This is a genomic window from Formosa undariae, assembly GCF_042427615.1.
Taxonomy (GTDB): domain Bacteria; phylum Bacteroidota; class Bacteroidia; order Flavobacteriales; family Flavobacteriaceae; genus Formosa; species Formosa undariae.
The window spans coordinates 201,704-223,062 of sequence record NZ_JBHMEZ010000013.1 but is presented as its reverse complement, the minus strand read 5'-3'; the positions used below and the strand labels follow the sequence as shown (position 1 = coordinate 223,062).

The window sequence follows — 21,359 nt, the reverse complement described above, 5'->3', positions numbered from 1 at the left end:
ACAAAAAAATGAACCTTCGGTAATCAGCCGAAGGTTCTTTCATCAATCAAAAAACGAACAGTTTTTATGCTCCTTAAGAGCTTTAACTGTTTGTTGCTTTCTTTAGGTTAACCTAAATATGTTTTTAATATTTTGCTACGAGACGTATGTTTCAATCTTCGGATAGCTTTTTCTTTAATTTGTCTTACGCGTTCACGAGTTAAATCGAATGTTTCACCAATTTCTTCCAAGGTCATTGGGTGTTGGTTTGCTAGTCCGAAATATAAACGAATAACATCAGCTTCACGTGGTGTTAAGGTCTCTAATGCACGTTCTATTTCAGTACGTAAAGATTCGTGTAATAATTCACGATCAGGGTTTGGAGACTCTCCACTGTTTAATACATCGTATAAGTTGGAATCTTCACCTTGAACAAGTGGTGCGTCCATACTAACGTGACGGCCAGAATTTTTCAATGACTCTTTAACATCGTTAATCGTCATATCTAATTCTTTGGCAATTTCTTCAGGACTTGGCGGACGCTCATGAGATTGTTCTAAAAAAGCAAAAGTCTTATTGATTTTGTTAATAGAACCAATCTTGTTTAATGGTAAACGCACAATTCTAGATTGTTCTGCTAATGCTTGTAAGATCGATTGACGAATCCACCATACGGCATAAGAGATGAATTTAAACCCACGTGTCTCATCAAAACGTTGTCCTGCTTTTATCAGCCCTAAGTTACCTTCATTAATTAAATCGGGTAATGTTAAGCCTTGATTTTGATATTGCTTTGCTACCGAAACCACAAAACGTAGGTTAGCTTTTGTCAATTTCTCTAAAGCCAATTGATCTCCAGCCTTTATACGTTGTGCTAATTCTACTTCTTCGTCTGCGGTAATTAAGTCAACTTTTCCAATTTCTTGAAGATATTTATCTAGCGAAGCTGTTTCTCTGTTTGTAACCTGCTTCGTAATTTTAAGTTGTCTCATTGTAAAGTTCTCCTGTAAATTAAGTGAATACTCCTTTGTCTTTAGTTATACGTAAGGTCGATTATAAATGTTACAAAAGTTTTGAATTATTTTAAATATTAAGATCTTTTTATATCTTAATTAATTTTCAGGTTGGATGTCTATCTTATATTTTTATAGATGATGCGTTATTATTTATATACATCAAACTGATTGTAAGTTTTGAAATACCTTTCTGATTTTAGATTATTATGTTTAGTTTCTTTCAAACTTAAATTCAAATTTTCTAGTGTTTCCAAAAGAAAAAGCCAACCTTGAATACACAAGGTTGGCTTTTTATATGATTAAAAAAACTGAAATTAATCGTCTTTTCTTTCTCTAGGTTTTCTATCGTCACGTCTGTTGTCGCGACCTCTACTATCTCTAGGTTTTCTATCATCACGATCGCGTGGTGGTCTTGCTACATAACCTTCTGGTTTTGGCAAAATCGCTTTACGAGATACTTTTTCTTTACGTGTTTTTGGATCTGTACCGAAATATTTCACATCGAAAACATCACCCATATTTACAACATCAGATACATTTTCTGTGCGTTCCCAAGCTAATTCGCTTACGTGTAATAAAACTTCGTTTCCTGGTGCGTCCATATATTCTACAACAGCTCCAAAATCCAACATTTTAATAACCTTTACTTCGTAAACGCTACCAACTGTTGGTTTAAATAATAAAGAATCAATTTTTGCCATTACAGCATCAATACCTTCACTACCTACACCTAAAATTTCAACAATACCTTCTTCAGTTACTGGATCTTCGTTAATTACGATAGTCGTTCCAGTTTCTTTTTGCATTTCCTGAATAACTTTTCCTCCAGGTCCGATTAATGCACCAATAAATTCGTTAGGAACTCTACGCGTTACCATTGTAGGCGCATGTTCTTTAACACTTTCATTAGGAGTCGCGATAGTATCGGTAATTTTACCTAAGATATGTAAACGACCATCACGTGCTTGTTTTAGTGCATTCACTAAGATCTCGTATGATAATCCTTTAATTTTAATATCCATTTGGCAAGCTGTAATCCCTTCAGTAGTACCAGTTACTTTAAAATCCATATCTCCTAAATGATCTTCATCACCTAAAATATCAGATAATACTGCATAACGGTCACCATCAGAAATTAATCCCATAGCAATACCAGAAACAGGTCTTGTCATTTTAACACCAGCATCCATCATTGCCATTGTACCAGCACAAACAGTTGCCATAGAAGACGAACCGTTAGATTCTAATACTTCAGATACCACACGTACTGTGTAAGGGCAATCTGCAGGAATCATACCCTTTAAAGCACGTTGCGCTAAGTTACCATGACCAACTTCTCTACGAGATGTTCCTCTTAATGGTCTAGCTTCACCTGTACAAAAAGGTGGGAAGTTGTAGTGTAAATAGAAATTTTCTTCGCCTTCGTAAGATGGCATATCTATTTTGTTAGCGTCTCTAGATGTTCCTAAAGTTACTGTAGCTAAAGCTTGAGTTTCTCCACGAGTAAAGATTGCAGAACCATGAGTAGATGGTAAATAATCTACCTCACACCAAATTGGTCTAATTTCGTCAGTCTTTCTTCCGTCTAAACGTAAACCTTCGCTTAAAGTTAATTCACGAACAGCTTCTTTTTCTGCTTTGCTGTAGTATCCGCCAACAAGATGACCAAATTCAGCCATTTCTTCTTCTGTAAAAGATGCTTTAACTTCTTCTTTTACTTCAGCAAATGCTGTAGTACGCTCTACTTTAGAAGTTCCCTTCTTAGCAATAGCGTAACATTTATCGTAAGCTAAATCGTGTATTCTTTTTTCTAATTCTTCGTTAACTTCTGCAGGTGCATATTCGCGAGTTTCTTTTTTACCAAAAGCCTCTGCTAAACGCACTTGAGCTTCAATCTGAAGTTTAATCGCTTCGTGAGCAAATTTGATAGCGTCTGCCATCTCTTCCTCAGAAATTTCATCCATTTCACCTTCAACCATCATTACAGAATCGTAAGACGCTCCAATCATCATTTCGATGTCAGATTCTGCTAATTGTGCACGGGTTGGGTTAATAACAAATTCACCATTTACACGACCAACTCTAGCTTCAGAGATAGGGCATTCAAAAGGGAAGTCTGATAATTGTATAGCAGCAGAAGCAGCTAATCCAGCCATAGCTTCTGGCATAACATCATCGTCATGAGACATTAACTGAATCATAACTTGAGTTTCTGCGTGATAATCTTTTGGGAATAACGGACGTAAAACACGGTCTACTAAACGCATAGTTAATACTTCTCCGTCACTTGGTCTTGCTTCTCTCTTAAAGAAACCACCTGGATAACGTCCAGCAGCAGCAAATTTTTCACGATAATCTACCGTTAATGGTAAGAAGTCGACATCTGATTGTTTGTAATTTGAAACAACTGTACATAATAACATACATTTTCCAGATTGTACAACAACGGATCCATGAGCTTGTTTAGCTAATTTTCCGGTTTCGATGGTAATTTCTCTTCCATCACCAAGGTCTATAACCTCTTTAAAAACTTTTGGAATCATAAATTTTTTTATTCTAATTAAACAATGGTCGTTGTGTTGTAGTTGTTGTGTGGGTGACCAATGAAAAACTAAGTATAGCTTTTTATCTTATCTCTTACGAGACGTGTAAACTAAAAAAAGAGGCATAAAGCCTCTCTTTTCTTATTTTCTTAATCCTAATTCTTTAACAATAGCACGATATCTTAAGACATCTTTCTTTGTTAAATAATCTAGTAAGCTTCTTCTCTTACCTACTAACATTACTAAAGAACGCTCAGTATTATAATCTTTACGATTCTTTTTTAAGTGTTCTGTTAAGTGATTAATTCTTTGCGTAAACAAAGCAATTTGTCCTTCTGCTGAACCAGTATCGTTTTTCCCTTTACCGTGTTTAGCAAACATCTCTTGCTTTTCTTCTTTTGATAAATACATTCTAATATTATTGTAAATGATTGTTATGTACACGAAAGCTTATCTTTCGAGCTGCAAATATAACAATATTATATAATTTAATACTGTATTTGTTATCTTTTATGAAGACGCTAAAAAAAGGAGCGGGCTCCTCGCTTTCTCGTTATTAAGCTCTTATAGGCTGATTTGTGATTAAATCGATATATAAGTTTACTCTGTTTTTTAATTCTTTACGGTGTGTTATGAAGTCTAGGAAACCATGTTCTAATAAGAATTCTGCAGTTTGAAATCCTTCAGGAAGTTCTTTTCCTGTCGTATCTCTTACAATTCTTGGTCCTGCAAAACCGATTAAGGCTCCTGGTTCACTAATATTTATATCTCCTAGCATGGCAAAAGAAGCAGTTGTTCCTCCTGTTGTAGGATCTGTACATAAAGAAATATAAGGAATTCCAGCTTCGGCTAATTGTGCCAATTTTACAGATGTTTTTGCTAGTTGCATTAAAGATAATGCGGCTTCCATCATACGAGCTCCTCCTGATTTTGAAATAATCATTAAAGGAATTTTGTTTTTGATAGAATAATTGGCGGCACGTGCAATTTTTTCTCCAACGACACTTCCCATAGATCCTCCAATAAAGCTGAAGTCCATACAGGCAATAACTATATCTTTACCTTTAGATTTACCAACACCTGTTCTAACAGCATCTTTAAGATGTGTTTTGTCTTGGGCGGCTTTTAAACGATCAGGATATTTTTTTGTGTCCTCGAATTTTAGAGGGTCTTTAGATGTCAGATTTGCATCTAATTCTTTAAAAGTATTATCGTCGAAAAGAATTTCGAAGTATTCTTTACTCCCTATTCTAACGTGATATCCATCTTCTGGACTCACATAAAAATTCTCTTCTAATTCATCGGTATCTACAATTTTACCTGTTGGAGATTTGTACCAGAGCCCTTTAGGGATGTCCTTTTTCTCGTTGGTTGTGGTCGTAATACCTTTTGTTTTTCTTTTAAACCAAGACATATTGATTTTATTTTATTTATTCGGAGGATATATACTTCCGAATTGTTTTGTTTAGCGTTAGTCTAAAAGACATAGAAATATAGGTTCCTATGTCTTTTAGAGAGAATAATGTGTAAATATAACAGAAAAATAAACAAGAATAGTATTTGGTTAATTCCGTTTTTACTAAGCTATATTCTTGCCAAAATTAAAATTTTGTTTTTAATAATAGCAAAACGCTACGATTTTTTTATAATGTATTTACATTATTTAAATCCTCAAATGCCTTTTTTAAGCGTGCTACAAAGGTTTCTTCTCCTTTTCTTAGCCATACTCTAGGGTCATAATATTTTTTGTTTGGAGAGTCAGATCCATCAGGACTTCCAATTTGAGTCTGTAAATAGTCCTCTTTTTCTTTCATGTAATCACGAATACCTGTCATAAATGCATATTGCATATCTGTATCGATATTCATTTTAATTACACCGTAGCTAATTCCTTCTCTAATTTCTTCAACTGTAGAACCTGATCCACCATGGAATACAAAATCGATATGGTTATCTTCTACACCGTATTTTTTAGAAATGTATTCTTGAGAATTTTTTAAGATTTTTGGAGTTAATTTTACGTTACCTGGTTTGTAAACACCATGTACATTTCCAAAAGCCGCTGCAATTGTAAATTGGTCACTAACTTTACTTAATTCTTCGTAGGCATATGCTACTTCTTCTGGTTGTGTATATAATTTAGAATCGTCTACATCTGTATTGTCAACACCGTCTTCTTCTCCTCCAGTAATACCTAATTCAATTTCTAAAGTCATACCCATTTTACTCATACGTTCTAGGTAAGATTTACAAATCTCCATGTTCTCTTCTAAAGATTCTTCAGAAAGGTCAATCATATGCGAACTGAATAATGGTTTTCCTGTTTCAGCAAAATGTTTTTCACTCGCATCTAACATACCGTCTATCCAAGGTAATAATTTTTTAGCACAATGGTCTGTATGTAAAATTACAGGTACTCCATAAGCTACAGATAGTTCGTGTACGTGTTTTGCACCTGCAACGGCACCTGCTACTGCTGCTTTTTGATTTTCATTACTTAACGCTTTTCCTGCATTAAAAACAGCACCTCCATTAGAGAACTGAATAATTACTGGAGCATTTAATGCTGCTGCAGTTTCTAAAACACCATTAATAGTATCAGATCCAATTACATTTACAGCTGGAAGAGCAAATCCCTTTTCTTTAGCAAGTTTAAAAATTTCTTGTACTTCTTTCCCAGTTGCAACTCCAGGTTTAATATTATGTCCCATAGTAATTATTTTTAATTATTGTGATTGTTGATTATTACCAAATGTAATACTTTTATGTGTTTTTTTTTAGTTTTGAAGTCTTTAACTAGGCGAAAATCTCCGAAAACGATGTATATTTTAATATTTTAAAATGGATAGTTAATTCCCACATTATAGACTGCATTCCCAAAATTATAATCTTTAAACCATCTATCGCCTTCAGAATATGAAGGGTCGTAAGTTTTAAAACCAACATCGAATCTAAAGACTAAAAAACTAAAATCGTAACGCAGTCCTATTCCTGATCCTATAGCCGCGTCTTTTAGTGAATTGAAACTATCGAAAGTAGAAGCTTCGTCTTCAATATTATCATACACATTCCAAATGTTTCCAATATCCACAAATAGTGCACCGTATAAATCTTCAAAAACATTAAATCGATGTTCAATATTTAAAGCTAATTTTAGGTTGGCTTCATTAAAGTCGTCATTGCTTTGTGAGCTACCTGGCCCTAAGTCGTAGGCCGTCCATGCCCTGTTATCGTTAGCTCCACCGGCAAAGAAACTCTTCGCAAACGGTATGTTGTCTGAGTTTCCATAGGGTATAGCAATTCCAAAAAAGCTACGGACAGCTAATATGTTTTGATGTCCTAAATCCCAATGCTTTGTGAAGTCTAATTCCGTTTTAATATATTGAGAGTATGCAACATTAAATAGCTCGTATTGGTCGTCTTCATTTTTCGGGGCGTTAGCAAGTTTAGAACCGAAGGCCGTTAAGTTACCAGCAGATTCAAGTTTAAATCTGAAAATAAAAAAATCTTCATCAGAGACATTTCTACGGCTGTCTTTAATAAAGGTATAAGCTGTGGATATTATTAAGTTGTTTTCGGTTAGACGAATCATACGTTCATCAATGTTATTAACCGTTTGTATGTCGTCGTCCGAAATGTTATTCGGAGGGTTTGACCCCAGAACTTCATCTATAAATTCATTTGTGCCATCAGGAATAGATAAGTCTTCGTCGTCTTGTATATAGTCAATATCGTGAGCGATGTCGTCTAGAGTATCATAAGACGTACTATAGACATTAAAATAATTATCCGGATTTAAATTTCGTACGTATTGTACGTTAAATATATCTAGAGCTTGAGTTATACCGCGCTTAGGCCTCCAATTGTAATTTAGTGTTCCTGTAAAGGACCGTTTGTCTAAACCTACGTTTTTCTGACTCGCGATAGATAACCCCACACGCGTGGTAGGAGACATGGTTTTAGGTATAAGACTATCTGTTTTTATTGGAAAAAAGATTCTTGGTATTGTAAGTTTTAAATCTGCTCCTATTTCATTAATATCAAAAAATACATCTTTATCATTACTTGCATCTTTAGAAGCGCCTATCGAAGCAAATCCAGAAAGTTCTAGAGTTTCTGCTCCTTTAAAAATATTTCTAGCCAATAAACTAGGGTTTACCGAAAACCCAATAACCTGAATATTACTTGTCGATACTTCGGTCGCAAATCCTAAATTAAACTTCTTTAAAGGCGTTAAATAGATATTTGTGGTAAGGGTAGAGTCTGGGTTTTCTACATATTTAATATCTGGATATTTAAATGTTTTTAATTCACTTAAATGCTTATATGTACGCGTTCTGTCGATGTCCCTAAACACATTTCCAGGATTTATAAAAACGGCATCAGTAAGTGCTTTTGGTCTAAAAACAATTTTATCTGTACTGTACAAATTAAAGCCATTATAGGTAGTTGAATCCTGAATTGTAGAATTTCTGTTTTCATGAGATGAATCGGTGAAAATGTTTACATCTTTAATTTTATAAACTTTGAACGGTTCTCGGTACGTTGAATCTGTTCCTTGATTGCTGAAATTTTTAATCTGAACTTCAACATTCATTTTTTTATTTGTGTTTATAGTATCTACCTGAAAAATAACATAATCCTGACTAAACTGATAGATTCCTTGATTTCTTAAGCTTGAAGTAATTCGGTCACGTTCAGCTTCGAAATTATCGGTAGTATAACGTTCGCCTTTTTTTATAAAAGATCTTCTTTTAAACTGATTGTAGATCGTATCTACAACTGGTGACATTATTTTAGTAGAAATACTGTCGATTTTATATGGAGTACCTAGGTTTACCTGATAGTTAACTTCTACCTTATTTTTCGGTTTTATAATCGTGTCGTAACTTGCGGTTACATCGAACCAACCGTTATTAATATAATAATCTTCTAATCGTTTTACCGATTTAAGAGCGCGGGGTTCGCTAATTAGTGTAGGCGATTCTCCAGTAGTTTTTAACCAAGAATTTAAATTTTTTCTAGAATTTATATATTGAAACAATTGCTTTTTAGATAAAAAGCGTTCCAAACGTTCTCGATGCTTTGCGGTTTTATTTAGTCGGGCATCTATTATAGAGTCTATATTTGGACGCGCTAAATTATAAATATATAAACGAATAGGTAATCCAAGCATGGTCTTGTTTGGATCTTGATAAATAAGGTTGTCTATCTGTTCTGAAGTGTTTTTAACGCTGTCTACATAAATGGTGTTATTCACCAAAAGCAGATCGTTATCTCCGACGTTCTTAACCGAGTTACAAGCCGTAATTAAACCTGTTATTAAAATAAATAATACTATTTTTGAGAACCTTTGTTTCAAGTATATTCTAGAAATTAAAAACATTTAAAAGACTTGTGTTATGTTTGCAATCGCATAAGGCAAACACAAATAAGTTGCTTACGAAATCAAAAATACATTATTTGAATGTTATCGAAAAATCAAATAAAACTAATTAATAAATTAAAACTTAAAAAGCACAGGTTAGAGTCGAATGTGTTTGTTGCTGAAGGGATTAAAACAATTAAAGAATTGTTGCAATCCGACTTAAAACTACAGCATTTATATACAACAGAATCCTTTAATTTAGAATTGCCTTTAGAAACACTTGTTTCTGAAATCGATTTAAAGCGCATTAGCTTTTTAACGAATCCTAATCAGGCGCTCGCTGTTTTCGAAATTCCCAAAACAAAACAAATAGATGTGTCTCAATTATGTGTGGCATTAGACGATGTGCGAGATCCAGGGAATTTAGGAACAATTATTAGATTATGTGATTGGTTTGGTATTAGCGATTTGATATGTAATATTGGTACTGTAGATTGTTATAATCCTAAAGTGGTACAAGCTACAATGGGATCTATTACACGCGTAAATATTAGTTATTTAGATTTAGAGGTGTTTTTAAAGGAATCAAATGTCCCGGTTTACGGTGCTTTTATGGAAGGCGAAAACGTGTACACGCATGGCGAACTTTTAGATTCTGGTATTTTGGTAATGGGAAATGAAGCAAATGGAGTATCTAAAAATATTGAAGCTTTAATTACCGAAAAAATATCGATACCAAGATTTGGTGAATTAAAAGCTACCGAAAGTTTAAATGTGGCTACTGCAACTTCAATTCTGTTAAGCGAGTTTAAACGCCGAACTATTGAAACGTAAAGTTTATAAAAATCCCTTGTGTCTTCATACTCGCAATGTTATCGGTCCACGGACTAGGACCATTTAAAGGGTCGTCTCGAACGAGCTCATCATTCATGGCGAATACACCTCGAATAGATGGCGTGAATTTAAAGTATGGTAAATAGAAATCTATGCCAACACCTACTTCATAATAATAGGTATATCTCTTCATTCTAAATTGTCCATTACTATTATCTTCAGTATTTTCTTCGTTACTGTTTAGGTTTATAGACATCGAAGCACCACCCATAATAAAAGGTTTAAAGTTGTTTAAACGCTTAGCCGAAAATTTCACCAATAACGGTAAATGTATGTAGGTTGATCTTATTTCGCGTTCTAATACATTCTTTGGGTCATCTTGGAAATCATATGCTGTAGTAGTTGATGTTCCGAAATAGGGAACACTATTACCATCTGAGTCAATATAGTTATAGCCTTCAAAGTGATAGGCATTGTAATGTAAAACTCTGTTGGTAATATATAGTCCAGGCTCAAAGCGTAAATCTATGTAATCGTTAATCCGCATATTTCCTAATAGACCAACACTAAAACCAATACTTTTATCTATTTGTATGTCTGTTCTGTCAGCTTCTCCGGTATCGGTAGTCGCACTAATAGAATTGTTATAATCAAAATCAAATCCGTAATTATTAAAACCTAAATAATAGCCATAACTAAATCGGTCTTTATCAAAATTCTCATTGTGTAAAATCCGTTCGCGACTAAATAATTGAGCAAAACTAGATTGGGAAATCAGGATAAAAAATATAATTACAACTAATTTTCTCATATTACTGTTTAGATGATGTATAAATGGTAGCGACTCCAAATGTTTGTGGGAAATCTTTAACATTAATAAACCCAACTTTCTTTAAAATATTGTTCAAAGCTTCTCCATGTGGAAAAACAGCAGCAGAATCGCTTAGATATTTATAGGCGCTTTTGTCTTTAGAAAATAGTTTTCCAATAGCTGGCATGATGTTATTGGTGTATAATTTATACCCTTGTTTGAAAGGTGTTTTTACAGGAACCGATGTTTCTAAAATAACAAAAATTCCATTTGGTTTTAAAACGCGTAGAATTTCAGCTAACCCTTTTTCTAAAGTTTCAAAATTTCGAACACCAAAAGCAACTGTAATCGCATCGAAAGCATTGTCTTCAAAAGGCATGTTTTCAGAATCTCCCAAAATCATTTCAATTGTACCTTCTAATTTTTTGGCGTTAACTTTTTGTACTCCAACTTCAAGCATTCCAGGGCTAATGTCTAGTCCTACAATTTTCTCAGCATCAGTTTCTGCTAAATTGATTGCCAGATCACCAGTTCCTGTAGCGATATCTAAAATCGAATTAGGATTGGTGCTTTTAACCAATTCAACTACTTTTTTACGCCATTTAATATCAATACCAAAAGAAATTACACGGTTTAAATCGTCGTAAGTGCCTGAAATATTATCAAACATTTTAGTGACTTGCTCCTTTTTACCAAGGTCGCTGTCTTTATATGGGTTTACTTTTGTCAAATCAAAAATTTTGAACAAATATAAGTTATTCACTATGCATTAGGAAACTTGGAAACAAATAATTATATTAATTGTAAAAGCATACAAGAATTATAAATTCTAGTATCTTTGTTTTACTTTTTACGATAGACTACACATGAAAATTATCATTGCAGGCGCTGGTGAAGTTGGGTTTCATTTAGCTAAACTTTTATCTTACGAAGCTCAAGAAATTACTTTAATAGATGTAAATAAGGAAAGCTTAACTAAAGCCGATACTCATTTAGACATAAAAGTAATTAAAGGAGATTCTACATCCATTTCAATTTTGAAAGATGCTAGAGTTGCCGAAAGCGACCTTGTTATTGCGGTTACTTCTTCCGAAACCACCAATATTACGGTTTGCGTTTTGGCTAAGCAACTTGGGGCTAAAAAGACCATTGCAAGAATTTCTAATACCGAATTTATTAATCATAAAGAAGAAGTTGGGTTTACCAAATTCGGAATTGATGAATTGATTTCTCCGGAAGCTTTAGCAGCATCGGAGATAAAGTTATTATTAGACCAATCGGCATTTAACGATAGTTACGAGTTTGAAGGAGGTGCATTAACCATGGTGGGTATAAACTTATCTAGCAGAATGACCTTCGTTGGTAAAACCGTAAAAGAAGCTGCTCAGATATTTCCTGAAATTCACTTTGTTCCTATTGCAATTCAGCGTTTCGGAACACAATATACATTAATACCTAGAGGAGATACTATCTTTAAACAAGGCGATAATGTGGTGTTTATAACCTCTGAAGGTGGTGCAGAAGAACTTTGTAAATTGACAGGGAAAGAAAATACTGAAGTTAAAAATGTAATGATTTTAGGCGGAAGTAAAATCGGATATAAAGCTGCTCGCGATTTAAGTAATTCTTCGACGCGTGTTAAACTGATCGAAAAAGATAAAGAACGTGCTTTTGATGTTGCAGATGAGTTGCCTAAAGTTTTAGTGATTAATGGTGATGGCAGAAATGTAGATTTACTTGAAGAAGAAAATCTTAGCGATATGGATGCATTTATTGCGGTAACAGGAAATTCTGAAACCAATATAATGTCATGTCTAGTGGCTAAATCTAAAGGAGTAAGAAAGACAATTGCTTTAGTCGAGAATATGGATTATTTCGAATTGTCGCAATCTATAGGTATTGATACTCTTATTAATAAGAAGCTTTTAGCCGCAAATAATATTTTTAGATATATAAGAAAAGGAGATGTTGTGGCGATGACTAAACTTAACAATATGCACGCCGAGTTATTGGAGTTTAAAGTGAAGTCTAAATCCTTAATTTGTAATAAAATTATTAAAGAAATAGATTTTCCGCGTTCTGCTATTATTGGCGGAATTATTAGAGATGGAGAAGGGATTATTGCTTTAGGGGATTTTAAAATTAGTCAAGGAGACCGTGTGGTTGTATGTTGTTTACCGCAATCTATAAAACAAGTAGAAAAACTTTTTCGTTAGCATATGAAACTTAATTATAAAATTATTTTTCATTTTTTAGGACTACTATTGTTGTTTAATGGTGGATTTATGTTGTTGTCTGCATTAGTTAGTTTTCTATACGACGACGGTGTAACGTTGCAATTATTCTACTCAGGAATGATTCCTATTGTTTTGGGTGTAGTCATGATGTTTGCAACCAAAGATCATAAAAAGGAAATGAATAAGCGTGAAGGTTATATTGTAGTAACTTTTGGATGGCTTGTCATGACCTTGTCTGGAACGCTACCTTATATTTTAACGCAAAGTATACCTAATTTTACCGATGCCTTTTTCGAAACCATGTCTGGTTTTACCACCACGGGATCTTCAATTATACACGATATAGAAATTATTCCGTATGGCGTTTTGTTTTGGAGAAGTTTAACGCACTGGATTGGTGGAATGGGTATTATTGTTCTTGCCGTGGCTATTCTACCGTTATTAGGAATAGGAGGTATGCAACTTTTTGCTGCGGAAGCACCAGGACCAAGCGGTGATAAATTGCATCCTAGAATTACTGATACAGCAAAACGTTTATGGTTAATATATTTCGGATATACATTAGCCGAAACCTTATTACTGTGGCTCGCTGGTATGACATTTTTTGATGCTATAAATCATGCTATGGCAACCTTGTCTACTGGAGGGTTTTCAACTAAAAATGCAAGTGTAGCGTATTGGAACCACCAGCCCATTATTCAATATATTATTATTACTTTCATGTTTTTGGCAGGTGCTAATTTCGTGCTGAGCTATTTTGCTTTTAAGGGGAAAATTCAGAAAATATATAAAGACGAAGAGTTTAAACTGTACAGTTGGTTTATCGCTATTTTTACTACAATTGTGGCATTCATCATTTATTTTAGAGCAGATTTAAGCATGTCGTCTATAACACACCCTATGGTTTGGGGACAAGCAGAAAGTGCATTTAGACATGGGTTGTTTCAAGTGTTATCTATAATTACAACTACAGGGTTTGTTTCGGCAGATTATACCTTGTGGACTCACTTTTTGGTTGTGTTTTTCTTCGGATTAATGTTCTTAGGAGGTTCTGCAGGAAGTACAGCTGGAGGTGTAAAAGTTGTACGTCATTTAATTATGATTAAAAACGGGTTTATAGAGTTTAAACGTTCGCTTCATCCCAATGCAGTCTTACCGGTACGCTACAATTCTAAAGCGGTGTCTGGAGATATTGTATTTAATGTATTAGCCTTCTTTATATTATATATGTTGTCCTTTATTATAGGGGCCTTGGTATTTTCTATGCTTGGTATTAATTTTGAATCAGCAGTCGGATTATCAGCCTCAAGTTTAGGAAACGTAGGTCCTGCTTTAGGGAATTTTGGTCCTGTTACCAACTATGCTGCTTTACCCGCTTTTGGTAAGTGGTGGTGCAGTTTCTTAATGCTTATCGGGCGTTTAGAACTGTTTACTGTTTTAGTATTGTTAACACCGTTCTTTTGGCGGAATAGGTAAGCTTACAGGTGGTATAATCTATGATTGGAATCCTTTTTAATCTGAGTATCGGCTAATATAATTGAGTTGTGGTTAGGTTCAACTAAAATAATAATATTCTCTATCTTATTTTGAAAATATTTCTTGTTAAAACATGTATAAGCGATCAATTATACATGTTTAATTCAACTTTTTATCTTACAATAGAATCTAATATTTTTTTAGAAATATATGGTTGAAAATGTTTGCGGTCAGGAAAATTATAAGGATCAATTGTAAAGCTGTTAATTCCAGAAAAGTCAAACACCCTATCAGGAAATATAGTATTTAAAATAGTTAAATCATCTTTATGAAACTTGTACTGATCATATAAGGGGGTTACAACAATATAATAATTGGTGTTATGCTTTTTAAAAAGTTCTGCAATTTTTTCTAAATATTTTTTTTCAATGGTTGATATTTGAGGGATTTGTTGCTTTTGAACAGCTTCCCTTTTATACATAAAACCTGATTCAATCAAAGAATCCATTTTTTTTAGATAAGGTATATCTTTTTTTACTTTAGCATAATTTTTAATAACTGTAATATCATTACACCTATGATAAGCGTCATTAGTAACAGGATCTGAATCTCTATTCGGAAAATTTTCACCACTAATTGAATTGCCAAGTAGAATATCAAATTTATCTAAGCTAAAATTTTCATAATAGGTTTTAAAATGATTATGGAGATAACTAAACCTATTTTCTCCTGTTATTAGATAATGATCATATTCATGCTCTTTGCCATCTCCCTCAAACGTATAATCTGTATCCAAATATATTATTGTATTATCTAAACTATACCCAAGTGAGTCTATTAATTTAATTTTTTTATAAATACCTCCTATAGATTCACTCCAATTAGCAAAATGATAAAATTCAGAATCAGGTATTTTTTGTTCTAAATAACAGCCATATACACCTGTTGTCCTACTACTACCAAATATAAAAGAATTATAATCTGAATCTGAATGTATTAATTTTTTGGTAGATAAATCTCCTAACATTTGAAATCTATAAATCCAAGAATAATTATTTTTTTTAAAAAAATCAAAATATGGATCCGCATTAATATAGGGCACAATAAATAGTAAAGAAAAACACATTACCGATATTGCAAAAATAAAAATACTTTTTAAAAATTTTTTCATGAATTAAAATTGAAAATAAATAAATTCTTGTTCACTACCACTAAAGAAATAAATACATACTATAATTACATTATAAAAAATAAATCTTAGTGGTCTGCTCCATCTCAAACCTAATTCTGCAATAGCAAATTCGCCCTCTCTTCCAAGCCATTCAATGAGAAGAAAAACAGTTAACAAAATAAGTACCGTTTGGTATTTAAGATAGATACTTAATAGAAGGAAGGACCCTGGATGCTTAAAAATATCTGAAATATATTGGAAAGCATGTCCTAAATTATCTGCTCTAAAAAATATCCAAGCAAACACAGTTAAGCCAAATGTGGTTAGCATCATAAATAATTCGTTAAATGATGGTAGTATTTTGCCTTTAGCCACAGTATCTAAATGATTTCTATTGTTATTAGTTAACATAAGTGGGAGAAAATATGCAGCATTAAGAGCGCCCCAAACTATAAATGTCCAATTTGCACCATGCCAAAATCCACTCACTATAAATATAATGAAGGTGTTGCGTATTTTCATTGAAGTGCCACCACGACTTCCACCTAGTGGAATATATAAATAATCTCTAAACCACGTGTTCAAAGAAATATGCCAACGTCTCCAAAACTCTCCTATATTTCTAGAAAAATAAGGGAATGAAAAATTCTTCATTAAATCAAATCCAAACAAACGCGAAGTACCTATTGCAATATCTGAGTACCCTGAAAAATCACCATAAATTTGGAACGTAAAGAATATTGCTCCTAAAACCAATGTACTCCCTGAATAGCTTTCTGAATTATTAAAAATTTGATTGGCATACTGTGCGCAGTTATCGGCAATAACAATCTTCTTGAACAATCCCCAAAGTATTTGCCGCATACCATCTACTGCCTTGGTGTAATCAAAAGTTCTTTTTTTATAAAACTGAGGTAGTAAATGCGTTGCTCTTTCTATAGGACCAGCTACTAATTGTGGAAAGAAACTCACAAAAGCAGAGAATGCAATAAAATCTGTTGTGGGTTCTAATTTACGTTTATAAACATCTATTGTATAACTTAACGTTTGGAATGTATAAAAGCTAATTCCAACTGGTAAAACGATATCTAATGAACTTGCATTTATTTTTGTTCCAAAAAATGAAAACGCATCTACAAAACTTTCTTGAAAGAAATTGTAGTATTTAAAAAAGCCTAAAAATCCAAGATTTATTAAGATACTTGTCCAAAGATAAAGTTTCCTTTTTCCTTGATTGTCTTCAGACATTAACTGCCTTCCTATTGAGTAATCTACAAGAGTACTAAATAATATTAATGATAAAAATCGCCAATCCCACCAGCCATAAAACAGGTAACTCGCTGCAACGATTAACAGATTTTGTAATTTTAAATTAGTGTTAGTTACAAACCAATACAGTATAAATACAATTGGTAGAAAAACAGCAAAATCGATAGAATTAAAAAGCATTAAGGACCTTTAGTTTTAAAGTTAAAACTTAATTTTTTGTTAAAAGGAGTAAATATAGTTTTTTAGAGATTAACAGCTACACGTTTTTATGATTAAAAAACGTGTAGCTGTTAAAATAAAGAGAGCATTTTAATAATCAAGGCAACTGGATTGATTATTACTAAAGATTACTAATATTTTAGACTACGAAACAAAAAAAGCCACTATCGTAAAATAGTGGCTTTTTCAATTATATTAAATAGTATTAAGCGATTACTGCTGCTTTAATACGTTTAAGAGCTTCAGTTATTGTGTCTTGAGAGGCAGCATAAGAAATACGGATACAATCAGAGTTTCCAAATGCTTCTCCTGTTACAGTTGCTACGTGCGCTTCTTCTAGTAAGTATAAAGAAAAGTCTGTAGCGTTGTTTATTGTTTTTCCTCTTAATGTTTTTCCGAAATAGAAAGATACGTTAGGGAATACATAAAAAGCACCTGTAGGGATGTTTGTTTTAAATCCTTCGATGTCGTTTAATAAATCTAAAATTAAATCACGTCTAATTTTAAATTCATCAACCATAAACTGAATACGCTCAGGAGACTCATTTAAAGCAGTAACTGTAGCTTGTTGTGCGATACAGTTTGTTCCTGAAGTAATCTGTCCTTGCATTTTAGTACATGCCTTAGCGATCCAATCTGGAGCACCAATGTATCCAACTCTCCAACCTGTCATAGCAAATGCCTTAGCAACACCATTAACAGTAATTGTACGGTCGAACATACTTGGAATAGCAGCAAAACTAAAGTGTTTTACACCGTAGTTAATGTGCTCGTAAATTTCATCTGAAAGGATGAAAATATTTGGATATTTTTCTAAAACTTCGGCTAAAGCACGGTATTCAGCTTCAGTATAAATCGTTCCACTTGGATTATTTGGCGAGTTAAAAAACACCATTTTAGTTTTAGGTGTAATCGCAGCTTCTAACTGAGCTGGTGTGATTTTAAAATCATCTTCGATAGTTGAAGGGATCTCTTTGTAAGTCGCTTCACATAACGTTGCAATAGCAGAATAGCTTACCCAGTACGGTGCAGGTAATAATACTTCGTCACCTGGATTTAATAATACTTGAGCAACATTCGCAATAGATTGTTTTGCTCCTGTAGAAACTACAATCTGTGCAGGTGTATATGTTAAGTCGTTATCACGTTTAAACTTTGTAATAACAGCATCCTTTAATTCAGCGTATCCATCTACTGGAGAGTACGAATTATAGTTGTCGTTAATAGCTTGTATCGCAGCATCTTTAATATAGTCCGGAGTGTTAAAGTCAGGTTCCCCTAAACTTAATCCGATAATATCAATACCTTGTGATTTAAGTTCACGTGCTTTTGCTGCCATTGCTAAAGTAGCCGATGTAGGCAGACTTGTAATTCTGTCTGAAAGTGGATTCATTTTTAATTAATGGTTAAGATTGTAAAGCGGGTTTAACGCCCATCTCACGCAAATATCTAAAGTGAGCAGCGATGGCTTTACGGGTAGTTTTATATTCGTTGTAAGGTAAATTAAATTCTTTAGCTGTTTCTTTTACAATTTTTGAAATCTTTGTATAATGAACATGACTAATATGAGGGAAAATATGGTGTTCTACTTGATGATTTAATCCGCCAGTGTACCAGTTAATAATTCTGCTTTTAGCGCCAAAGTTAACTGTCGTTTTTAATTGATGAATCGCCCAAGTGTTTTTCATCGTACCATCCTCTTCTGGAAGTGGCATTTCAGCTTCTTCCATAACGTGAGCCAATTGAAATACTACGCTTAGAATTAATCCAGCAGTATAGTGCATGATAAAGAATCCAAGTAAAATTTTCCACCAAGCCAAGTCTAAAACAACCATCGGGATTACTATCCAGATACTGATGTATATAATTTTTGAGATGACTAATTTACTCCAGTTCGCTATCGGACTTGGAAATTTCCCGTATGATAACTTTCGTTTCATATAGCTTCTCATTTGCTTAATGTCTGTAGTAATTGCCCAATTAATAGTTAATAAACCATATAATAAAACCGAGTAGTAATGTTGAAACTTATGGTGCCATTGCCATTCAGAATGTCTTGAAAAACGTAAAACACGCCCAGCTTCTAAATCTTCGTCGTGACCATGAATATTAGTGTAGGTGTGGTGTAATACATTATGTTGTACTTGCCAATTGTAAACGTTACCGGCCAATATGTAAATACTACTTCCCATTAAACGGTTTACCCAATCTTTGTTAGAAAAGGCACCGTGATTTCCATCGTGCATAACGTTCATTCCAACACCTGCCATTCCAATTCCCATAACGATTGTTAATAGAAATTGAGCCCATTGTGGAATATCTAAAGTTAAAATTAAAAAATAAGGGGCTAAAAAGATTGTAAACATGATTATGGTTTTAACCCATAACTTCCAGTTTCCTGTACGTTTAATGTCATTCTCTTTAAAATATTCATTTACACGTTTGTTCAGCGTTCTAAAAAACTTTGCTGGATCTTGACGTGAAAAGGATAATACTTGGTTGCTCATATATTTATTATTTAACAACAACTAAATTAGGAGGTTGCTGTTTTGGACAAAGATAATTAATAATGCGGCGCAACTTATTATTTAAATCATAAAAAAATGCCATTAAAAAGCATATTTTTGCCAAAAATAAAATGAAATGGAGCTTATTTTAAAGTATTTCCCAGATTTAACAGAAGACCAAATTTCTAAGTTTCAGAAACTAGAAAGTTTATATCAAGACTGGAACTTGAAGATTAATGTCGTGTCTAGAAAGGATATTGATGAATTGTATTTACGTCATGTTTTGCATTCTTTGGGTATTGCCAAGCTTATTTCATTTAAAGATGGTACGAAATTAATGGATGTTGGAACCGGTGGTGGATTTCCTGGAATCCCTTTGGCAATCCTGTTTCCTGAGTGTACTTTTCATCTGGTAGATAGTATTGCTAAAAAATTAAAAGTAGTTGCTGAGGTTGTTGAAGGTTTAGAATTAACCAACGTAAAAATTACACATAGTCGTGTAGAGGAAATTGACGATAAATACGATTTTATTGTCAGTCGCGCCGTTGCTGCTATGCCGACTTTTGTACATTGGACCAAAGGTAAAATCGCTAAAACACAGCAAAACGAATTGAAAAACGGAATTATATATCTTAAAGGAGGTGATTTAGCCGAGGAACTTCAAGATTATAAAACAGTTTCTATTTACAACCTAAACGATTATTTCGAAGAAGAATTTTTCGACACTAAAAAAATCGTTCATCTACCAATAAAGTTTAAGGGGTAATTATTGAAATAGGATATAAGACGGTGTCGGCGATTTAATTTCGTCGGCAAAAGTTAAAAGACCTGTTTCATTATTTCTTTTAAATGATATTAAGTTATCTGAATTTCGATTGGCGACAACCACAAATTTTTCGTCTGGCGATAATGAGAAATTTCGTGGTGTTTCACCTCGAGTCGATTCATAACCTACCGTTGTTAATGATCCATCTTTAGGATCTACTTTAAAAATAGCGATGCTATTATGTCCACGATTTGAAGTGTATAGAAATAAGCCGTCAGCAGATATATGTATATCTGCACTAGTCGATGATTCTGTGTAATCTGAAGGTAAAGTGCTTGTGCTTTCTTTCTTTATATATTGCTCGTCTTCTAATCTTTCAACCTTGGTAATGGTGTTGTTTAATTCATTTAAGACAAACAGCCACTTGTTGTTTGGGTGAAATGTAAGATGTCTTGGCCCAGCTCCTTCTTCCATAGCTAATGAGGCTTCTGGTTTAGGTTCAAGTGTTTTAGTATTCTTGTTTATAGTGTACATCCATAAACTGTTAGTTCCTAAATCTATAGATATAATGTCGTTGCTATTCGGAACACTATATACCGAATGTGCATGTGGCCCCTCTTGTCTGGAAGTCGTTCCTTTTCCTTGGTGTTGTTTTATATCTAATGTGTCTGTTAAATGTCCGTTCTCATCTAATTGTAGTAAGCTCACTGTGCCACTGCCGTAATTAGCAGCTAAGACATAGTTATCTTTATTTGTAGTTACAAAGCAAGGATTCATACCTCCAGAAGGCATTATGTTATTTAATATTAACGAGTCTCCTTTAATAGTAAAAGAAGATATTGACCCTTGTTTAGGATCTAATTTATTAGCTGCGATAAGGTGTTTTTTGTCTGCTGAAAAACTTAAAAAAGAAGGACTTTCCGATAGGGTTTGTAATCCTAGTTCTGTAAATGAACCTTCGGAATCTAATTCGTATTTGTAAATCCCTTTACTGTCTTTAGTGGTGTAAGTCCCCACATAAAAAGGAATACTTTCTGTTTCTGTTTTTGGTGTTGATTTTTTTGAATTGCAGCTTAAAACAAGGCATAAGCTTAAAATTGAAAGAAACGTTTTCATGGTTGAAAAGGTGTTGGTATAAAACGAAGTATCTCTATTCTTTATTA

17 protein-coding genes are annotated in these 21,359 nt (G+C 33.4%); 4 read left to right on the top strand and 13 right to left on the bottom strand.

What is annotated here, in order from left to right:
• Window positions 1-107: 107 nt before the first annotated feature.
• From ACFFVB_RS15615 to tamL, 6 genes are all read right to left on the bottom strand, one after another.
• Window positions 108-971, bottom strand: a complete 864-nt coding sequence (locus ACFFVB_RS15615; RefSeq protein ID WP_382384156.1) for a sigma-70 family RNA polymerase sigma factor — start codon at window positions 969-971, stop codon at window positions 108-110.
• Window positions 972-1,309: 338 nt separating this feature from the next.
• On the bottom strand, window positions 1,310-3,538 hold the full coding sequence (locus ACFFVB_RS15610; RefSeq protein WP_382384155.1) for a polyribonucleotide nucleotidyltransferase: 2,229 nt from the start codon (window positions 3,536-3,538) through the stop codon (window positions 1,310-1,312).
• 141 nt (window positions 3,539-3,679) lie between these two features.
• Window positions 3,680-3,949 (bottom strand): 30S ribosomal protein S15, encoded by a 270-nt coding sequence (gene rpsO / locus ACFFVB_RS15605; RefSeq protein WP_382384154.1) that lies wholly within the window; start codon window positions 3,947-3,949, stop codon window positions 3,680-3,682.
• A gap of 145 nt (window positions 3,950-4,094) precedes the next feature.
• Window positions 4,095-4,952 carry an acetyl-CoA carboxylase, carboxyltransferase subunit beta gene (gene accD, locus ACFFVB_RS15600; RefSeq protein WP_382384153.1) on the bottom strand — a complete coding sequence of 286 codons (858 nt, stop codon included), beginning with the start codon at window positions 4,950-4,952 and terminating at the stop codon, window positions 4,095-4,097.
• A gap of 229 nt (window positions 4,953-5,181) precedes the next feature.
• Window positions 5,182-6,249: a class II fructose-bisphosphate aldolase gene (fbaA, locus tag ACFFVB_RS15595; RefSeq protein WP_382384152.1), complete on the bottom strand. Its 1,068-nt coding sequence runs from the start codon at window positions 6,247-6,249 to the stop codon at window positions 5,182-5,184.
• 125 nt (window positions 6,250-6,374) lie between these two features.
• Window positions 6,375-8,900 (bottom strand): translocation and assembly module lipoprotein TamL, encoded by a 2,526-nt coding sequence (gene tamL / locus ACFFVB_RS15590; protein WP_382384151.1) that lies wholly within the window; start codon window positions 8,898-8,900, stop codon window positions 6,375-6,377.
• A gap of 105 nt (window positions 8,901-9,005) precedes the next feature.
• Between tamL and ACFFVB_RS15585 the strand changes: the two genes are divergently transcribed.
• A complete protein-coding gene (locus ACFFVB_RS15585) occupies window positions 9,006-9,740 on the top strand; it encodes an RNA methyltransferase (RefSeq protein ID WP_382384150.1) in 735 nt (244 codons plus the stop codon).
• Here the strand turns inward: ACFFVB_RS15585 and porT are convergent.
• Together porT and ubiE are read right to left on the bottom strand one after the other, a co-directional pair.
• Window positions 9,727-10,551, bottom strand: coding sequence for a type IX secretion/gliding motility protein PorT/SprT (porT, locus tag ACFFVB_RS15580; protein WP_382384149.1), 825 nt, complete (start codon window positions 10,549-10,551; stop codon window positions 9,727-9,729). The two genes, ACFFVB_RS15585 and porT, sit on opposite strands and share 14 nt — an antisense overlap.
• A 1-nt stretch (window position 10,552) precedes the next feature.
• Window positions 10,553-11,281, bottom strand: coding sequence for a bifunctional demethylmenaquinone methyltransferase/2-methoxy-6-polyprenyl-1,4-benzoquinol methylase UbiE (gene ubiE, locus ACFFVB_RS15575; RefSeq protein WP_382384148.1), 729 nt, complete (start codon window positions 11,279-11,281; stop codon window positions 10,553-10,555).
• A 136-nt stretch (window positions 11,282-11,417) separates the two neighbouring features.
• Between ubiE and trkA the strand changes: the two genes are divergently transcribed.
• Together trkA and ACFFVB_RS15565 are read left to right on the top strand one after the other, a co-directional pair.
• Window positions 11,418-12,767 (top strand): Trk system potassium transporter TrkA, encoded by a 1,350-nt coding sequence (gene trkA / locus ACFFVB_RS15570; RefSeq protein WP_382384147.1) that lies wholly within the window; start codon window positions 11,418-11,420, stop codon window positions 12,765-12,767.
• Between the two features lie 3 nt (window positions 12,768-12,770).
• Entirely contained in the window at window positions 12,771-14,264 is a 1,494-nt protein-coding gene (locus ACFFVB_RS15565) for a TrkH family potassium uptake protein (RefSeq protein WP_382384146.1), read from the top strand.
• A 172-nt stretch (window positions 14,265-14,436) separates the two neighbouring features.
• Here the strand turns inward: ACFFVB_RS15565 and ACFFVB_RS15560 are convergent, their stop codons facing one another.
• From ACFFVB_RS15560 to ACFFVB_RS15545, 4 genes are all read right to left on the bottom strand, one after another.
• Window positions 14,437-15,435 carry a hypothetical protein gene (locus ACFFVB_RS15560; protein WP_382384145.1) on the bottom strand — a complete coding sequence of 333 codons (999 nt, stop codon included), beginning with the start codon at window positions 15,433-15,435 and terminating at the stop codon, window positions 14,437-14,439.
• 3 nt (window positions 15,436-15,438) lie between these two features.
• On the bottom strand, window positions 15,439-16,884 hold the full coding sequence (locus ACFFVB_RS15555; protein ID WP_382384144.1) for an MBOAT family O-acyltransferase: 1,446 nt from the start codon (window positions 16,882-16,884) through the stop codon (window positions 15,439-15,441).
• A 244-nt stretch (window positions 16,885-17,128) separates the two neighbouring features.
• Window positions 17,129-18,316, bottom strand: a complete 1,188-nt coding sequence (locus ACFFVB_RS15550; RefSeq protein ID WP_382384143.1) for a pyridoxal phosphate-dependent aminotransferase — start codon at window positions 18,314-18,316, stop codon at window positions 17,129-17,131.
• A 13-nt stretch (window positions 18,317-18,329) separates the two neighbouring features.
• Complete coding sequence (locus ACFFVB_RS15545) at window positions 18,330-19,430, bottom strand: fatty acid desaturase family protein (RefSeq protein WP_382384142.1); 1,101 nt, start codon at window positions 19,428-19,430, stop codon at window positions 18,330-18,332.
• 136 nt (window positions 19,431-19,566) lie between these two features.
• On the opposite strand from ACFFVB_RS15545, the gene rsmG reads away from it, so the two are divergent.
• Entirely contained in the window at window positions 19,567-20,196 is a 630-nt protein-coding gene (gene rsmG, locus ACFFVB_RS15540) for a 16S rRNA (guanine(527)-N(7))-methyltransferase RsmG (RefSeq protein ID WP_382384141.1), read from the top strand.
• On the opposite strand, the gene ACFFVB_RS15535 is transcribed toward rsmG, so the two are convergent.
• On the bottom strand, window positions 20,197-21,312 hold the full coding sequence (locus ACFFVB_RS15535) for a lactonase family protein (RefSeq protein ID WP_382384140.1): 1,116 nt from the start codon (window positions 21,310-21,312) through the stop codon (window positions 20,197-20,199).
• Window positions 21,313-21,359 lie beyond the last annotated feature (47 nt).

Coding starts and splice junctions, on each gene's coding strand:
- ACFFVB_RS15555 (WP_382384144.1), bottom strand. CDS start 16,884: ATGCTTTTTAATTCTATCGATTTTGCTGTTTTTCTACCAATTGTATTT.
- ACFFVB_RS15545 (WP_382384142.1), bottom strand. CDS start 19,430: ATGAGCAACCAAGTATTATCCTTTTCACGTCAAGATCCAGCAAAGTTT.
- ACFFVB_RS15615 (WP_382384156.1), bottom strand. CDS start 971: ATGAGACAACTTAAAATTACGAAGCAGGTTACAAACAGAGAAACAGCT.
- porT (WP_382384149.1), bottom strand. CDS start 10,551: ATGAGAAAATTAGTTGTAATTATATTTTTTATCCTGATTTCCCAATCT.
- ACFFVB_RS15565 (WP_382384146.1), top strand. CDS start 12,771: ATGAAACTTAATTATAAAATTATTTTTCATTTTTTAGGACTACTATTG.
- fbaA (WP_382384152.1), bottom strand. CDS start 6,249: ATGGGACATAATATTAAACCTGGAGTTGCAACTGGGAAAGAAGTACAA.
- ACFFVB_RS15535 (WP_382384140.1), bottom strand. CDS start 21,312: ATGAAAACGTTTCTTTCAATTTTAAGCTTATGCCTTGTTTTAAGCTGC.
- rsmG (WP_382384141.1), top strand. CDS start 19,567: ATGGAGCTTATTTTAAAGTATTTCCCAGATTTAACAGAAGACCAAATT.
- trkA (WP_382384147.1), top strand. CDS start 11,418: ATGAAAATTATCATTGCAGGCGCTGGTGAAGTTGGGTTTCATTTAGCT.
- ACFFVB_RS15550 (WP_382384143.1), bottom strand. CDS start 18,316: ATGAATCCACTTTCAGACAGAATTACAAGTCTGCCTACATCGGCTACT.
- ACFFVB_RS15585 (WP_382384150.1), top strand. CDS start 9,006: ATGTTATCGAAAAATCAAATAAAACTAATTAATAAATTAAAACTTAAA.
- rpsO (WP_382384154.1), bottom strand. CDS start 3,949: ATGTATTTATCAAAAGAAGAAAAGCAAGAGATGTTTGCTAAACACGGT.
- accD (WP_382384153.1), bottom strand. CDS start 4,952: ATGTCTTGGTTTAAAAGAAAAACAAAAGGTATTACGACCACAACCAAC.
- ACFFVB_RS15560 (WP_382384145.1), bottom strand. CDS start 15,435: ATGAAAAAATTTTTAAAAAGTATTTTTATTTTTGCAATATCGGTAATG.
- ACFFVB_RS15610 (WP_382384155.1), bottom strand. CDS start 3,538: ATGATTCCAAAAGTTTTTAAAGAGGTTATAGACCTTGGTGATGGAAGA.